General features: G+C 65.6%; 16 protein-coding genes. 3 read left to right on the forward strand and 13 right to left on the reverse strand.

Features of this window, described 5'->3' with window-relative positions; all coding sequences use genetic code 11:
* Window positions 1-40: 40 nt before the first annotated feature.
* Together KM295_RS02990 and KM295_RS02995 are read right to left on the reverse strand one after the other, a co-directional pair.
* Window positions 41-475, reverse strand: a complete 435-nt coding sequence (locus tag KM295_RS02990) for a Zn-ribbon domain-containing OB-fold protein (RefSeq protein ID WP_256028379.1) — start codon at window positions 473-475, stop codon at window positions 41-43.
* A complete protein-coding gene (locus tag KM295_RS02995; protein ID WP_256028380.1) occupies window positions 472-1,647 on the reverse strand; it encodes a thiolase C-terminal domain-containing protein in 1,176 nt (391 codons plus the stop codon). Before KM295_RS02995 ends, KM295_RS02990 begins: the two co-directional genes overlap by 4 nt.
* 130 nt (window positions 1,648-1,777) lie before the next feature.
* On the opposite strand from KM295_RS02995, the gene KM295_RS03000 reads away from it, so the two are divergent.
* Window positions 1,778-3,391, forward strand: a complete 1,614-nt coding sequence (locus KM295_RS03000; protein WP_256028381.1) for a long-chain-fatty-acid--CoA ligase — start codon at window positions 1,778-1,780, stop codon at window positions 3,389-3,391.
* A gap of 293 nt (window positions 3,392-3,684) precedes the next feature.
* Here KM295_RS03000 and KM295_RS03005 read toward each other — a convergent pair whose 3' ends face one another.
* From KM295_RS03005 to KM295_RS03030, 6 genes are all read right to left on the reverse strand, one after another.
* Entirely contained in the window at window positions 3,685-4,452 is a 768-nt protein-coding gene (locus KM295_RS03005) for an enoyl-CoA hydratase/isomerase family protein (protein WP_256028382.1), read from the reverse strand.
* Window positions 4,453-4,483: 31 nt separating this feature from the next.
* On the reverse strand, window positions 4,484-4,873 hold the full coding sequence (locus KM295_RS03010) for a DUF5820 family protein (RefSeq protein WP_256028383.1): 390 nt from the start codon (window positions 4,871-4,873) through the stop codon (window positions 4,484-4,486).
* Between the two features lie 68 nt (window positions 4,874-4,941).
* Window positions 4,942-5,229, reverse strand: a complete 288-nt coding sequence (locus KM295_RS03015) for a DUF357 domain-containing protein (RefSeq protein ID WP_256028384.1) — start codon at window positions 5,227-5,229, stop codon at window positions 4,942-4,944.
* A 55-nt stretch (window positions 5,230-5,284) separates the two neighbouring features.
* Window positions 5,285-6,439: an acyl-CoA dehydrogenase family protein gene (locus KM295_RS03020; RefSeq protein ID WP_256028385.1), complete on the reverse strand. Its 1,155-nt coding sequence runs from the start codon at window positions 6,437-6,439 to the stop codon at window positions 5,285-5,287.
* Window positions 6,440-6,574: 135 nt separating this feature from the next.
* Complete coding sequence (locus KM295_RS03025; RefSeq protein ID WP_256028386.1) at window positions 6,575-6,853, reverse strand: PadR family transcriptional regulator; 279 nt, start codon at window positions 6,851-6,853, stop codon at window positions 6,575-6,577.
* Window positions 6,854-7,323: 470 nt separating this feature from the next.
* Window positions 7,324-7,470, reverse strand: coding sequence for a hypothetical protein (locus KM295_RS03030; RefSeq protein ID WP_256028387.1), 147 nt, complete (start codon window positions 7,468-7,470; stop codon window positions 7,324-7,326).
* 90 nt (window positions 7,471-7,560) lie between these two features.
* Here KM295_RS03030 and KM295_RS03035 point away from each other — a divergent pair, with 90 nt between their 5' ends.
* The gene (locus tag KM295_RS03035) at window positions 7,561-8,271 is read left to right on the forward strand and encodes a DUF7117 family protein (RefSeq protein WP_256028388.1); all 711 of its coding nucleotides are present in this window, start codon (window positions 7,561-7,563) and stop codon (window positions 8,269-8,271) included.
* Between the two features lie 258 nt (window positions 8,272-8,529).
* Here KM295_RS03035 and KM295_RS03040 read toward each other — a convergent pair whose 3' ends face one another.
* The 5 genes from KM295_RS03040 to glyA form a co-directional block, all read right to left on the reverse strand.
* A complete protein-coding gene (locus KM295_RS03040; RefSeq protein ID WP_256028389.1) occupies window positions 8,530-9,033 on the reverse strand; it encodes an NUDIX domain-containing protein in 504 nt (167 codons plus the stop codon).
* Complete coding sequence (locus KM295_RS03045) at window positions 9,034-9,927, reverse strand: bifunctional methylenetetrahydrofolate dehydrogenase/methenyltetrahydrofolate cyclohydrolase (RefSeq protein ID WP_256028390.1); 894 nt, start codon at window positions 9,925-9,927, stop codon at window positions 9,034-9,036.
* 79 nt (window positions 9,928-10,006) lie between these two features.
* Entirely contained in the window at window positions 10,007-11,416 is a 1,410-nt protein-coding gene (locus tag KM295_RS03050; RefSeq protein WP_256028391.1) for an FAD-dependent oxidoreductase, read from the reverse strand.
* An 86-nt stretch (window positions 11,417-11,502) separates the two neighbouring features.
* Complete coding sequence (locus tag KM295_RS03055; protein ID WP_256028392.1) at window positions 11,503-11,919, reverse strand: DoxX family protein; 417 nt, start codon at window positions 11,917-11,919, stop codon at window positions 11,503-11,505.
* Between the two features lie 57 nt (window positions 11,920-11,976).
* Window positions 11,977-13,251, reverse strand: a complete 1,275-nt coding sequence (gene glyA, locus KM295_RS03060; RefSeq protein ID WP_256028393.1) for a serine hydroxymethyltransferase — start codon at window positions 13,249-13,251, stop codon at window positions 11,977-11,979.
* Window positions 13,252-13,418: 167 nt separating this feature from the next.
* On the opposite strand from glyA, the gene tbsP reads away from it, so the two are divergent.
* Window positions 13,419-14,222, forward strand: coding sequence for a transcriptional regulator TbsP (tbsP, locus tag KM295_RS03065; protein WP_256028394.1), 804 nt, complete (start codon window positions 13,419-13,421; stop codon window positions 14,220-14,222).
* Window positions 14,223-14,268 lie beyond the last annotated feature (46 nt).

Here is a 14,268-nt window from a genome sequence, read left to right on the forward strand (position 1 = left end):
TGGTATGTTAAGGCCGTCGTCGCGATCGGCCGTTTCCAGTCTACACCGGCTCGAATACGTGCAACGGCCACTCGAGTTCGTGCTCGAGGGCGAGCGATCGTTCCTCGTCTGTCAACGCCCGGGTCCCGAGTTCGACGGGGTCGCCGATCCCGACGGCGTCGTAGTTGGCGTCGACCCGTCCCGTCAGCCGCCCCCCGGAGTCGAGTTCGACGACCGCGATCGTGTAGGGGGCGTCGTCCTCTAAGGCCGGCGGTGGCGTGTGGACCGCGGTATAACTGTATATCTCGCCCGTCTTCGGCTGGGGTTCGACGTCGACGTTCCGGCTCCCACAGCCGTAACAGGCCGGCCGCGGCGGAAGCAACACTTCACCGCAGTCGGCACAGACGCCGGCTAGGAGGTCGCCGTCGGCCAGCGCGGAAAAAAAGCCCGGCAGCGTTAGCGGGCTGTCGACGTCGAGTCGGTCCTCGCCGCTCATCGCGCCACCTCCGTTCCCGCAGTGAGAACGTGTGCGACCGTGACCGCGTCGGCGACGCCGCCTTCGTTCAACAGAAGCGCCGTCTCCGCGCCCGGGACTGCCCGGTCGCCGGCCACCCCCGTCAGCTGTTCGTAGGCCTCGATGGCCTGCAGTATCCCCGTCGCGCCGATCGGGTGTCCGCGGGCCTTCAGCCCGCCGCTCGGGCTGAGGGACACGTCGGTCCACCCCGCCTCGCGCGATTCGGGCGGCAGGTAGCTCTGGTAACCGTACCCGGTCGGCGCGAAACCGGCGGCCTCGGACAGCAGTGCCTCCGAGACGGTAAAGGCATCGTGGACCTCGGCGACGTCGACGTCCTCGGGTTCGAGGCCGGCCTCCTCGTAGGCGCTTTCGGCGGCGACGGCCGCGCCCTCGATCTCGGTCATGTTCCGCTCGGCGACCGCGATGTTGTTCGCGGCCGTGCCGGTCCCGGCGACGGTGACCCACGGAACGCCGAGTTCGTCGGCGACCGCGGCGGTCGTGACGAGAGCCACCGCGGCACCGTCGCCCACCGGCGCACAGTCGTACAGTTTCAGCGGCGGCGCGACCGGCGGCGATTCGAGCACGGTATCGGTATCGATCTCATCGGAAAACTGCGCTCTGGGGTTCTTCGCGGCGTTGCGGTGGTTCTTGACGGCGATCTCGGCCAGATCCTCCTCGGTCGCGTCGGTCTCATGGAGGTACCGCTGTGCGAGCAGGGCGTACTGGCTCGGGGCCGTTACCCCGGACCGTTGCTCTATCGCACGATCGAACGCCGCCGAGAGCGCATCCGTCGCCCCGCCCGTGCCGCCGGCTGTCATCTTCTCGACGCCACAGGCCAACACGCCCTCGTGTTCGCCGTTTCGGACGTCCTTCGCCGCGTGTCTGAGCGCGAGTGCGCCCGCGGCCGCACACCCCTCGACGCGTTCGGCGGGGACGTTTCTGAGCCCGGCCCACTCGGCGAGCAAGGTCCCGTGCATGATCTGGTGTTCGTACTGCTCGGATTGGTTGCCGACGTATACCGCGTCGGCGAGTTCCGCCGGGTCGGGCAGCCCCTCGAAGGCCTCCTCGAGGGCCAGAGAGAACAGGTCCCTCCCGGGGAAGTCGGTCCGCCCGACGGGTGAGGATCCGACCGCCGCGATCACTGGCTGTGGCATATCGTCACGGGGTAGCCGGCGGGAGCGAATAGTTCTTCCGCCCCCGCCCCTGTTTCCCCGATCGAGATCTCTTGCCCGCCCCGGCGCGGAAATCCTTAATCATTATTACAGCGGGCTATGGAGTCGACACATGCGCAAGCCACTGCTGACGACGGAGTTTCTCGACCGCGCCCGCCGGGACTACGGCGATATGGAGGCGATCGTCGCGACGACCGGCGAACGGTTCACCTACGAGGAGTTCGGCGACCGTGCCGACCGGTTCTCGGCGGCGCTCCAGGATCGGGGGATCCGAAAGGGCGATACGGTCGCCGTCCTCGATCCGAACACGCACTACCATCTCGAGGCGGCCTATGGGATCATGCAGATCGGCGCGATCCACACGCCGCTGAACTACCGGCTGGTGCCGGAGGACTTCGAGTACATCCTCAACGACGCCGACGTGACCGCCGTCTTCGCCGACTACGAACTCGCCGGAAAGATCGAGTCGATCCGGGATTCGGTTCCGACGGAGGTGTTCGTCACGAACGATCCCGGCGAGGTCGACGGCGAGTGGGAGGACTTCGATTCGATCGTCGAGTCGGCCGGTCCGGCGTACGACCGACCGGAGATGGACGAAGACGACGTCATCACGATCAACTACACCTCCGGGACGACCGGCGACCCCAAGGGCGTGATGCGGACCCACCGGACCGAAACGATCCACGCCTACCTGACGGCCGTCCACCAGGAGATCCGCGACGACGACGTCTATCTGTGGACGCTCCCGATGTTCCACGTCAACGGCTGGGGCCACATCTACGCGATCACCGGCATGGGGGCGAAACACGTCTGTACCCGGGGTATCGACGCCGAGTCGATCTTCGCCGCGATCAACGGGGAGGACGTCTCGTATCTCTGTGCCGCTCCGACCGTGCTCAACATGCTGCTCGATCACTACGGTTCCCACGGCGTCTCGACGACCGGCGCCGCCGACGTCCGGGTGGCGACCGCCGGCAGCGCGCCGCCGGAGGCGACCATCCGGACCGTCGAAGACGAGTTCGGCTGGTATCTCAAACACGTCTACGGTGCGACCGAGACCGGGCCGCTCATCACGACCTCGGACGCCCGCCGGTACTTCGAGGACGACGACCCCGATCGGTTCGCAGTGAAAAAGACCCAGGGGATGGGGTATCTCGGGACGGAGATCCGCGTCGTCGACGGGAACGGCAACGACGTCCCGGAGGACGGCGAGACGATCGGCGAGATCGTCGTCCGCGGCAACCAGGTCATGGACCGGTACCTCGGCAAGCCCGAGGCGACCGAGGAGGCGTTCAACGAACGGGTCGAGGGGTATTACCACATGGGGGATCTCGCGACGGTCGACGGGAACGGGATGATACAGATCCAGGACCGCAAGAAGGACATCATCGTTTCCGGCGGGGAGAACATCTCCTCGATCGAACTCGAGGACACGCTCTTCGAGCACCCGAACGTCTCCGAGGTGGCGGTCATCCCCTCACCCAGCGAGGAGTGGGGCGAAACGCCGAAAGCGTTCGTCGTCCCCGAGAGCGGCGACCCCGACGACACGGACGTTTCGGCCGAGGAACTCACCCAGTTCACCCGAGATAACCTCGCGAGCTACAAGACCGTTCGACGCGTCGAGTTCGTCGCGGAACTGCCCACGACCGCCACGGGAAAGATCCAGAAGTACGAACTCCGCGAGCGCGAGTGGGAGGACGAGGACTCGATGGTCGGACAGGGATAGCCCGACGAACGGACGGCCAAGAAGTACCAACGCGCCCGGATGTTCTGCTGTACGCCCTCCTGTCTGTCGGAACGGATCCCTGGTCGCGTTTCCCGGAACGATCCAACTCCCGGGGCGTGCTCGAACGCTCCTCGAGACGGCGCTGGAGGCGGACGATCCACAAAAAAGGACTACGCGATCTGTCGGGCCCTCCAGTATATGCTCGCAGTCGAGTACCTACACACGAGCGAGGATCCGAAGTAACAGCAACAGGGGCGTACGAGGATCGTCCGTTCCCCGTGGGTCCCGGGACGCTACTCGAAGTCCGCCTCGCGGTTCTCGACGAACGCCGCCATCCCCTCGCGTTGGTCCGGCGTCCCGAAGAGGCCAGCGAAGGTCCGCTTTTCGTAATCGAGCCCGGCGGTGTCGCTGTATCCCTGTGCGATGGCCTGTTTCGCCGCCCGGAGCGCGAAGGCCGGCTTCGCGGCGAGGTCGGCGGCCAGCTCCGCTGCCCGGTCGTCGATCTCTTCGTCGGGGACGACCTCGCCGAGCAGTCCCTCCTCCAGTGCGGTCTCGGCGTCCAGCCGCTGGCCGAGGTATATCATCCGTTTCGCGGTCTCCTCGCCGACGAGCCGCGGGAGCCGCTGGGTGCCACCCCAGCCGGGGATGATACCGAGATCGATCTCGGTGTTGCCGATCAGCGCCGATTCGCTGCCGATCCGGAGATCACAGGCCATCGCCATCTCACAGCCGCCGCCGAAGGCGTAACCGTCGACGACCGCCACTGTCGGCGCGGGGAATCGCTCTAGAGCGTCGGTGACGCCGTGGCCGAGTTCGCCCCACGCCTGGGCCTCCTGCGTCGAGAGGTCCTTCATGTACTTGATGTCCGCGCCGGCGATGAAAGCGTCCTCGCCGGCGCCTCTGAGAACGAGCACGCGGGCGCCTTCCGCCTCCGCCTCGGCGACCGCCTCCCCCAGCGCCTCCAGGGTCTCGACGTTCAACGCGTTGAGCGCGTCCGGTCGATCGACGGTCACGGTCGCGATGTCGGCGCTCCACTCGAGTCCGACGGTGTCCCAAGACATGCCGGGGGCTTCGCGAGGGCGATCGATAAAGCTACGGTCTTCCGGTCAACTCGTCGAGCTTTTCGAGGTACTCCCCCCGTGGAACCTGATACAGCGACCGGTAGTCGATCCCGCCGGCGGCGAACCGCTCGGTCAGCCCGGTCGCGGCCTCGATCGCCGCCGTCCGGGTATCGTATGCCTCCGGATCGCGGTCGATCTCCGGCTCCAGACGGAGCCGGACCAGCCACGGCGCGTCGGCCGGGAGGTTTCGGTTTCCTTCGGGTCGGCGACGCCGACGTCCCCGAGTGACGTAGATCGTCGGCAGACAGGGGGCCGGAAACGTGGACCCGTCGAAGACGTCCGGCCGGTAGGCGAGGATCGCTCGGCTCTCGTCGGCGTTCCAGACGGTCCATCCCTCCCCGAGCGCCGACTCCTCGATCATACCGGTCGTTCGGTGCCGATCCGTATGAGTGCCCCGATCGGTCCACCGTCGGTCGTCCACGGTTCGGGTCAGGGGTTGGTAAACAGGTCGCCTTCCTCGGGAACCTCGAAGAGTCCGATCCGCGCGCCGGCGTCCATCCATCCGTGACCGTACGAGAAAGACGCCAGGGCGTTGACGGGATCGTCCTGCGATCTGAAGTGGCGACCGTCCTCGAGATACGACTCGGCCATCTCCCGGCACTCGAAAGCCGCCTCGTACAGCGGCGTTCCCTCCTGTGGGGCGATTTCGGCGGCGGAAAGCGCCGACGACAGAAGCGTCTCGTAGCGATCGGTTTTCTCGTCGAGATCCGCGGTCATACGCCGGCTATCGGGTCCGCCCTACGAAAGCGGTTCGCCCGATCGCTTCCCCGGTCTAGCTGTTCTCGTCTCGGAGTTCGCGGGTGATTATGTTCTTTTGGATCTCGGTGGTCCCCTCGTAGATCTGGGTGATCTTCGCATCCCGGTAGAACCGCTCGGCGTCGAAATCGTCGACGTAGCCCGCCCCGCCGTGGATCTGGACGCAGTCGTCGGCGTTCTCGACGGCGGTCCGGGAGGCGAACTCCTTGGCCATCGAGGCCAGTTTCGTCAACTGACCCTCGGCGTTGTCGACGGACCACGCCGATTTGTGCGTGAGGGTTCGGGCCGCCTCGACGTTGGTATGCATCTCGGCGAGTTTGTGCTGGATCGCCTGGAAATCGCCGATCGGCCGGCCGAACTGTTCGCGCTCCTCGGCGTACTCCAGGGCCCGTTCGGCGGCCCCCCGGGCGATCCCGACGGCCTGGGCCGCCACGCCAGTCCGCGTCTCGTCGAAGAACTGCATGACCTGCAGAAAGCCCATCCCTCGCGTCCCGACGAGGTTCTCCTCGGGCACGCGGACGTCGTCGAGTATCAACTCAGCGGTATCGGAGGCACGGATCCCCATTTTGCCGGTGATCTTGTCGGCTTCGAAGCCGTCCCGGTCCGATTCGACGATAATCTGTGAAAACCCGTCGTATCGGCCCTCGGCCTCGGGGTCCGTCTCACAGAGGATGACGAAGAAATCCCCGACCGACCCGTTCGTGATCCACATCTTGTTGCCGTTTATTACCCACTCGTCGCCGTCCTTCTCGGCGCGCGTGCTCACGCTGGAGACGTCCGATCCGGAGTCCGGTTCGGAGATCGCCGCCCCGGATATCGACTCGCCGACCGCGACCGGCTCGAGGAACCGTGTTTTCTGCTCGTCTGTTCCGAACTCGATGAGGGCCTCCGTTCCGAACCCCGTCGAGGAGACACAGAGCCCGATCCCGGGATCGGCGGCGAACAGCTCCTCTGTGAATATCGCCGTCTCCAGGACGTCGTAGCCGGCCCCGCCGTATTCCATCGGGATCTGGGGGGCGAGCAACCCGTTCTCGGCGGCCTTCTCGACGACTTCCCAGGGGTACTTCTCGGCCCGGTCGTACTCGCTCGCGAGGGGCCGTATCTCCGCATCGGCGAAGTCTCGAACCGCCTTCCTCAGCTGTTTTTGCTCGTCGGTCAGTTCGAAATCCATACCCCGATATCGGACCGGGGCCATAAAACGCCACTCATACCTAACGTTGTTTTCTGGAAATATTTATACGCATTACAATGGTAACAGCCCGGCGTCGTCAGCGGGCGAAGCGAGCGCAACCCGACGCCGTCCGCCTCACTCTACGTCGACGTACTGGTCCTCCCACTCCCGCCGGGCGTCGATCTCGCGTCGGCCGCGTCGGGTCAGTGTATAGAAGTTCGTCCGTCGGTCCCGCTGGCCTTTCTCGACGAGACCCTTTTCGACGAGCGTATCGAGGTTCGGGTACAGCCGACCGTGGTGGATCTCCTTCTCGTAGTAGTCCTCCAGTTCCTCCTTTATCGCCAGCCCGTGGGGGTCGTCGCGGCCGGTGATGACGTACAGTAAATCGCGCTGGAATCCTGTTAAGTCGTGCATCGGTCAGGTCTGTTCGCAAATTATTATCGTGTCAATTTAAATATACCGGAACCGACGTGTGTATTCGTGATACTACGGCTCAAGGCCATGTTCGGTTGAATATATCCGTTTACTGTTCGTCGGGACTGTGTCATACCGGCGCCAGTTGTTGCCGAGCGTACCTCTTTGAGCGGTACACGTTTCAGTTAACAAATCGGACTCTTTGGGTCCGTCCTCCGTTTGACGCGTCCTCTCCGATCAGCCTCCACATTTCTACCCGCCGATCACCGGGACACGAACGACTGTCGGTGATCGGTTCAGCGAGAGAGGAAAGCGATCCGGCCGGATGAAAAGGACCGGCCGGACGCTTGCCGCCCTGAATTGGTCCCCGCTGACGCTTCGGCCCTCCAAGCGAAGCGTCACCTGACATAAGTGGTCACCGGTGTATAAATGTACCGGACTGCAGCGCGTTTTTAAGGCCTGTCACGGCATCAAATGTACTCCTCCTCGAGAACCCACCCGAGCGCGCGCTTGTAGTACGTGAACATCTGTCGAATGCCTTCGTGGTTCATTTCCTCGTCGTCCAACTCTTCCCGTAGAAACTCGTACTGTTCGCGGATCTCCTCTTCGTCACGCATACCCGATGGTTGGGCAGGGCGGGCAATGAAGCTTCCTCCTCCGGGAGTCCGGTCGGGAACGTTTTGGGGCCGTAACTCCCAGACCCCAGTATGAAGATCCGCGGTCGGCGGGAGTGTAAAGCGTGTGGGAAACGGTGGTCGTACTACGAGACGGGGTCGGTGTCGTGTCCGGCGTGTGGAGGGATCGAAAGCGTCGGTACCGAGGACGAGCGGTCTCTCCACACCGCGACGGCGGCGACGCTGGATCTGACGCCGGTCCGGAGAAGCGTCGGCTCGGAACCGCTTCGTCGGCTCGCCGAGCGGGCCAACGACCGTGCCCGAGCGTTCACGCGTGGCTACGGGTTCATCGACGCGGGAGAGTTCTCCGAGTTCGACGGGACGTATCTGGCGGCGATGGAACTACGATCCGTCGCGGGCGAACTCGCCCGTCGGATGGAGACCGACGACGACGAGGAGCTGTACTTTACCGCCCTGCTCCGGGCCGACGAGGGCGATAGACCGTCCCCGGAGGAGGTCCCGGACTCGATGTGTGGGATGCGCGGCCTCGCGTACGCGAACGCGGTGGGCGAGTACCGGTCGGATCTCCGGAGGTACCTCCGGGAGCATCCGGACCCGTCCGTCGACGGTCCCCTCGAGCGGCTGGCCAGCCACGTCAAGCGGATCCGCGCGCTCCAGGGGGACGTCGACCCGTCGGAATCCGAACGGCTCGTCACGGCGGCGCGGGCTGTCGGTCGCTACGTCTCCGGGAACGAGGGGGGCGCACTCGTCCGGGCGGAAGAGCTGATCGACACGCTCGGCTGATCGCTCCCGTTGGGGCGAGACAGGACGGATCCGACCGACGCTGTCGGCACTGGCACGACGGGGCAAGCGAGGCTATTGTAACGCTCGCAGGTGCGTACACATCGACACTGCGGGCGTGCGATCGGGTATGTAGTGGCTACCGATCGTTTTCATAGCGAACAGGCGACGTTCCTCACCGCGTTCCGTCCGTCGCACGACCGCCTTGGCGGAACGCGGACAGCGGATCAGGACACGGGGGCGCTGGTCCCGCGTTGGTATTTAAACGTACGCCTCGAGGAGCCGTGTCACGAGTTCGCGGTCGAAGGTGTTTTCGGGGACATCGTGCCGCCAGGCGACCGCGTCTATCGCCCCGTCGTTCGGCTCCGCGTCGGCGACGGGATCCGGGCCACGAGGCTCGCCAAGAAACGTCGCGAAGTAGAACTCGTAGGACTCTCCGGTTCCCGCCCGGACGAACGTCTGTTCGGCGATCGCGCCGAGTCCCTCGATCGAGACCTCGAGCCCGGTTTCCTCGCGGACCTCCCGTCTGGCGCCGGCCGCCGGTGATTCGTTGGCCTCGAGCCGTCCGCCGGGGAGCAGCCACGTACCGTTCTCCCGGACGAAGAGCGCCCGACCTCCGTGGACGACGAGCGCGCCGACGCCCCACGCCCCGTCGTCGCCGCGTTCGATTCCTTTTTCGAACCGTTCGGCCGGAATCTCGGTCCGACCGCGCTTCCGGAGCGGGGCGTCGTACCGCGCGGCCAGCTCTTCGGGCGAAAACGACATTCAGGGCAGCGGGACGTCGACGTCGCTCTGGATACTCGCCGCCTTCACCGTGTTGTACAGCAACATCGCACGCGTCATGGGGCCGACGCCGCCGGGAACCGGCGTGATCGCCTCGGCCTTCCCGGCGGCGCTCTCGTAGTCGACGTCACCGACGAGTTCGTACCCCTTCTCGGTGTCCGCGTCGACGCGGTTGACGCCGACGTCGATGACCGTCGCACCCTCGCCGACCATCCCGCCGTCGATGAATTCCGCTCGCCCGGCCGCGGCGACGAGGATATCGGCGTTTCGGGTCTTTTCGGCGAGATCCTCCGTCCGGGAGTGACAGACGGTCACCGTCGCGTTACCGTCCTCGGCCTTCTGGAGCAGGAGGTTCGCCAGCGGTTTGCCGACGATGTTCGAGCGGCCGACGACGACCACGTCGGCACCCTCGGTTTCGACATCGTACGCCTCGAGGAGCTTCTGGATGCCGTGGGGCGTACAGGGCCGGTACCGGTCGTGGCCGGCAACGAGGCGGCCGACGTTCTCCGGGTGAAAGCCGTCGACGTCCTTCAGCGGATCGACGCTCCGGAGGACCCGGCGCGTATCGACCTGATCGACGAGCGGCATCTGTACGAGGATGCCGTGGATTTCCGGGTCGGCGTTGAGCTCGTCGATCGCCCCATGGAGTTTCTCGGCCGGGGCGTCGGTGTCGATCTCGACGTGGGTGCTCTCGATCCCGACCTCCGCACAGTCGCGCTGTTTCATCGAGACGTACGTCTCGCTTGCGGGGTCGTCGCTCATCAGTACGGTCGCAAGCCCCGGCGTGACGCCCTCCGACTCTAGGGTGTCGATGCGCTCGGTGAGCGACTCCCGGATGTCGGCGGCGACGGCGTTGCCGTCGATGCGTGTCGTCATTACCGGAACGGCGGCGCGCTGGACGTATCAATGGTTCGGGTTCGGACCCTCTGGGTCGACACCCGAGGCCGGTTTCCGGTTACAGTTTCCCGCCGAGTACCTTCGCCGCCGTCAGTATCGGGTCCCACGTGGTGTTGAACGGCGGCGCGTAGGCGAGATCGTAGTTCGAAAGCTCACCGACCGTGATCCGTTCCGTGACCGCGCCGACGAGGGCGTGACTGCGGTGGACGGCTCCCTCCCCGTACCCGCTGACGAGACTGCCGCCGAGGACGCGGTTCGATCGCCGATCGGCGGTGAGCGTGACGCCGACCGTTCCGCCCTCCGGGTAGTAGCCGGCTCTCGATTTCGCCTCGATCGTCTCGGTGACGGGATCGAAGCCGGCGTCTCTGGCGATGTCGTGATCGAGGAGGCCGGTTCGGGCGGCCTCGATTTCGAAGGCCTTGACCGCCGCGGTGCCGGCGACTCCCCCGCCCTCGGTCGGGTTTCCGGCGATTGTCTGCCCGATCGCCCGCCCGTGCCGGTTCGCCGTCAGCGCGAGCGGGACGTACACCGGTTTGCCGGTGACGACGTGCTCGGCCTCGGCGCAGTCGCCGGCCGCGTAGACGTCCGGACGGTTCGTTCTCCGGTACGCGTCGGTCTCGATGGCGCCCGTCGGCCCGAGTTCGATCCCGGCGTCCTCGGCGAGTGCCGTCCGGGGACGGACGCCGGTCCCCAGCAGTGCCATCCCGACCTCGATTCGTTTTTCGGCCGTCCGGACCGCCTCGACGGTTCCATCGCCTTCGAACCCCTCGACCTCGGAGCCGAGATACAGCGCGACGTCCTGTTCGCGGAGGTGTTCGGCGACGCTTTCGCTCGTTGCGTCGCTGAACGTCTTGAGAACGCGATCGCCGCGCTGGAACAGGTGGACCTCGAAGTCGTTGGCCGCCAGCGCCTCGGCCATCTCGACGCCGATGTATCCGCCCCCGACGATCCCGACCGCCCCCTCGCAGGACTCGAGGAAATGACAGGCAGGCCCCCGATCGGGCTGTTCGACCGGGCTCTCCTCGCGGGAGCGGGCGACGAACTCCCGCAGTTCCTTCCCGTCGGTCATCGAACCGAGCGTGTAGACGCCCTCGATATCGACGCCGTCGATGGGGGGTACGACCGCCGCCGCGCCGGTCGCGATCAGGAGATGATCGTAGGACTGTCGGGTCTCGCCGCCTTCGCTCCGTGCGGTGACGACCCGATCGTCGGGATCGATATCGACCACCTCGTGGCCCGTCCGGAGATCGATATCCCGCTTCTGGCGGAACTGTTCCGGCGTGACCGAGACTAGCTCCTCGAGCGTCTGGATCTCGCCTTTGATGTAGTAGGGCAGTCCACACGCGCCGTAGGAGACCCACTCGCCCTTCTCGAAGACGACGACGTCGAGGTCCGGATCGTCGCGTTTCGCTTTGCTCGCTGCCGACATTCCGGCCGCGTCGCCGCCGACGACCACGAAGGTACTCATGACCGACCGTTGGGTTCTGGGGTATATAAAAAACGGTCGCGTGTGTGCCGGAAGTCAGGAGCCGACGCCGGAAGTGCGTGTACCGATCACTCGGCGGTCTCACTCGGCGGCGGGCGTGTATACCACCACGCCCACGCGACGAGGACGGCCTGCAGCGGCAGTCGGCCCCAGCGTACGATTTCCGAGGGATCGCCACTTCCGGGTGTGCCCTCGATGACGACGCCGCTCGTGGCCATATAGACGTTCGCCGGAAAGATCGCGATCAAGAGCCCGATGAGTCCCCATGCAGCCAGCCGACGGGTTCGTGGATGGAGGAGTCCGAGCCCGAGTGCGATCTCGGCGATGCCCGAGAAATAAACGAGCACGAGTGGTCCGGGGAGGACAGGCGGGATGATCTGGACGTACACCTCGGGGACGAGAAAGTGCATGACGCCTGCGATCACGTACAGGACGGCCATCGCATATCTGAGCGGCCGTTTGAAACGATGGAGGAGTCGATACATTCTTTATTTCTCGATGGTGTCGACCCGGTCAGGATAGAGCGGATCGAAACGAGTGGGTTACTCGAAGTCGACGAGGGCGTCCTCTCGGTCGTACAGCGGGAACTCCGCACAGAGATCCGAGACTTCGGCCGCCGCTTCGGCCTTGACGCTCTCGTCGTCCGGGTTGTCGACGACCCGATAGATGGTGTCGGCGACCTGCCTGCAGGCGTCCTCGTCGAAGCCACGTGTCGTCAGGGCGGGCGTCCCCGCCCGGATCCCCGAGGGGTTGAACGGCGACCGCGTCTCGCCGGGGACCGTGTTCTTGTTGAGGACGATCCCGACCTCCTCCAGTGCTTCCTCGGCGACGGTACCGCTCGTATCGGGGTGTGACTCCCGGAGATCGACCAAGACGAGATGCGTGTCGGTCCCCCCCGAGACGAGCGAGAAGCCGTGTTCTTTCAGCCGTTCGCCGAGCGCCTCGGCGTTGTCGACGACCTGCCGGGCGTACTCCTCGAAACCGGGCGTGAGTGCTTCGCCGAATCCGACCGCCTTGCCGGCGACGTTGTGCATGAGTGGCCCCCCCTGGACGCCGGGGAAGACGGCGGCGTCGATCGCGTCGGCGTACTCCTCATCGCACATGATGATGCCCCCGCGCCCGGCCCGGATCGTCTTGTGGGTCGACCCGGTGACGAAATCGGCGACCCCGACCGGCGACTCGTGGACCCCGGCGGCGACGAGGCCGGTGATGTGTGCGATATCGGCCAGGTGGTAGGCGTCCGCCGCGTCGGCGGCTGTCTGGATCCGTTCGAAGTCGACCTCCCGGGGGTACGCCGAGTACCCCGAGACGACGATGTCGGGATCGAAGGATTCGGCGTGTTCCCGCAGTCCCTCGTAGTCGATGTAGCCGGTTTCGGGGTCGACCTCGTACTGTTCGACCTCGTAAGTCTTGCCGGTGAAGTTCGCCGGGTGGCCGTGGCTCAGATGGCCGCCGTGTTCTAACTCCAACGAGAGGATCCGATCGCCGGGGTCGAGCATGGCGAGATACACGCCCATGTTGGCCTGCGTGCCCGAATGCGGCTGGACGTTGACGTGATCTGCGCCCCACAGTCCCCTCGCCCGCTCGATCGCGAGTTCCTCGATCTCGTCGGCGTAGCCACAGCCCGCGTAGTAGCGTTCCCCCGCGTAGCCCTCGGCGTACTTGTTCGTCAACTCCGAACTCTGTGCTTCGAGGACGGCTTCGGAGGCGTGGTTCTCCGAGGCGATCATCGCGAGGGTGTCCTCCTGGCGCTGTCGTTCGCCGACGAGAGCGTCTGCCACCGCCGGATCGGTATCTCGGACCTGCTCGTATCCCATATACTCCAATATGGGGGGCGACGCGACAAGAAGCTACCCGTTTCCGGAGGGATTACCGCCGTCCCCGATATACGCGTCAGGCCGGACAAAAGCCCCGCTATCGGGTTTCTCACGGTTGATCCCCATCAATATTAAATACATTCGACGAGTTAGTTGTATCTACGCTGATGGAATCAAATATAATGGGGCGATCCGCCGCGGACGTCCTTGGCGAAGCCCTCGACGCCGGGGACGATCTCCCTCTCGTCGTCGCCCCGGATCCTCCGACGATCGAAGCGCTCGTCGAGGTGCTGGACGACACCGCGCCGTCGGTCCGCCTGCTGGCCGACACCGACACGCTGCGATCCGCCATGGGAAACTTCCTCGTCGCGGGTCGGGCAGCCGACCACATCGAAGCCGGACGGCTCGAGGTACGCTCCGGCGACGACGGGACGAACACCCTCCTTCTCACCGGCGCGTCGGTCTTCGCGATCGTCCGCGCCGACGGGCACGCCGCCGGGCTGGGGACCGACGACGCGGCGTTCGTCGAGAACGCGGGGGAACGGTTCGGGACCGCCTGGCAGGAGGCCGACCCCTACACCCTGCGGACACCCCCGCTCGCTCGGGTCCGGGAGACACTCGGGGCGGAACTCGGAGAGGACACCGCCGAGGACTTCGACGCCGTGCTGTCGGCGCTCGAGACTGCCGACGACGTCGCGCTCGACGAAGTCACCGTCTCGCTTCTGGTCGCCGCGAAGAACGACGACCTGCTGTACGATATCTCCAAGTGGGGCGAGGACGTCGGGATCGCCTCGAAGGCCACCTTCTCGCGGACCAAATCCCGGATGGAGGACGCCGGCATGATCGACACGGAGAAGGTACCGATCGACGTCGGCCGTCCCCGCCTTCGGCTCAAGCTCGCCGCCGACCGGCTCAGAAACGTCGACGCCGAGGAACTCGTCGCCGTCGCCGGGTCGATGCTCGAGGGCTGAGGCGGATCGGCGCCCGTTTTTGTCCGCCTTCCCGCGGCTTTTATCG

This window comes from Natronomonas aquatica, assembly GCF_024449025.1.
Classification (GTDB): domain Archaea; phylum Halobacteriota; class Halobacteria; order Halobacteriales; family Haloarculaceae; genus Natronomonas; species Natronomonas aquatica.

Excerpts from the sequence above, each read along its gene's own strand:
- KM295_RS02990 (WP_256028379.1), bottom strand. The coding sequence starts at position 475 with ATGAGCGGCGAGGACCGACTCGACGTCGACAGCCCGCTAACGCTGCCG.
- KM295_RS02995 (WP_256028380.1), bottom strand. The coding sequence starts at position 1,647 with ATGCCACAGCCAGTGATCGCGGCGGTCGGATCCTCACCCGTCGGGCGG.
- KM295_RS03000 (WP_256028381.1), top strand. The coding sequence starts at position 1,778 with ATGCGCAAGCCACTGCTGACGACGGAGTTTCTCGACCGCGCCCGCCGG.
- KM295_RS03005 (WP_256028382.1), bottom strand. The coding sequence starts at position 4,452 with ATGTCTTGGGACACCGTCGGACTCGAGTGGAGCGCCGACATCGCGACC.
- KM295_RS03010 (WP_256028383.1), bottom strand. The coding sequence starts at position 4,873 with ATGATCGAGGAGTCGGCGCTCGGGGAGGGATGGACCGTCTGGAACGCC.
- KM295_RS03015 (WP_256028384.1), bottom strand. The coding sequence starts at position 5,229 with ATGACCGCGGATCTCGACGAGAAAACCGATCGCTACGAGACGCTTCTG.
- KM295_RS03020 (WP_256028385.1), bottom strand. The coding sequence starts at position 6,439 with ATGGATTTCGAACTGACCGACGAGCAAAAACAGCTGAGGAAGGCGGTT.
- KM295_RS03025 (WP_256028386.1), bottom strand. The coding sequence starts at position 6,853 with ATGCACGACTTAACAGGATTCCAGCGCGATTTACTGTACGTCATCACC.
- KM295_RS03030 (WP_256028387.1), bottom strand. The coding sequence starts at position 7,470 with ATGCGTGACGAAGAGGAGATCCGCGAACAGTACGAGTTTCTACGGGAA.
- KM295_RS03035 (WP_256028388.1), top strand. The coding sequence starts at position 7,561 with ATGAAGATCCGCGGTCGGCGGGAGTGTAAAGCGTGTGGGAAACGGTGG.
- KM295_RS03040 (WP_256028389.1), bottom strand. The coding sequence starts at position 9,033 with ATGTCGTTTTCGCCCGAAGAGCTGGCCGCGCGGTACGACGCCCCGCTC.
- KM295_RS03045 (WP_256028390.1), bottom strand. The coding sequence starts at position 9,927 with ATGACGACACGCATCGACGGCAACGCCGTCGCCGCCGACATCCGGGAG.
- KM295_RS03050 (WP_256028391.1), bottom strand. The coding sequence starts at position 11,416 with ATGAGTACCTTCGTGGTCGTCGGCGGCGACGCGGCCGGAATGTCGGCA.
- KM295_RS03055 (WP_256028392.1), bottom strand. The coding sequence starts at position 11,919 with ATGTATCGACTCCTCCATCGTTTCAAACGGCCGCTCAGATATGCGATG.
- glyA (WP_256028393.1), bottom strand. The coding sequence starts at position 13,251 with ATGGGATACGAGCAGGTCCGAGATACCGATCCGGCGGTGGCAGACGCT.
- tbsP (WP_256028394.1), top strand. The coding sequence starts at position 13,419 with ATGGAATCAAATATAATGGGGCGATCCGCCGCGGACGTCCTTGGCGAA.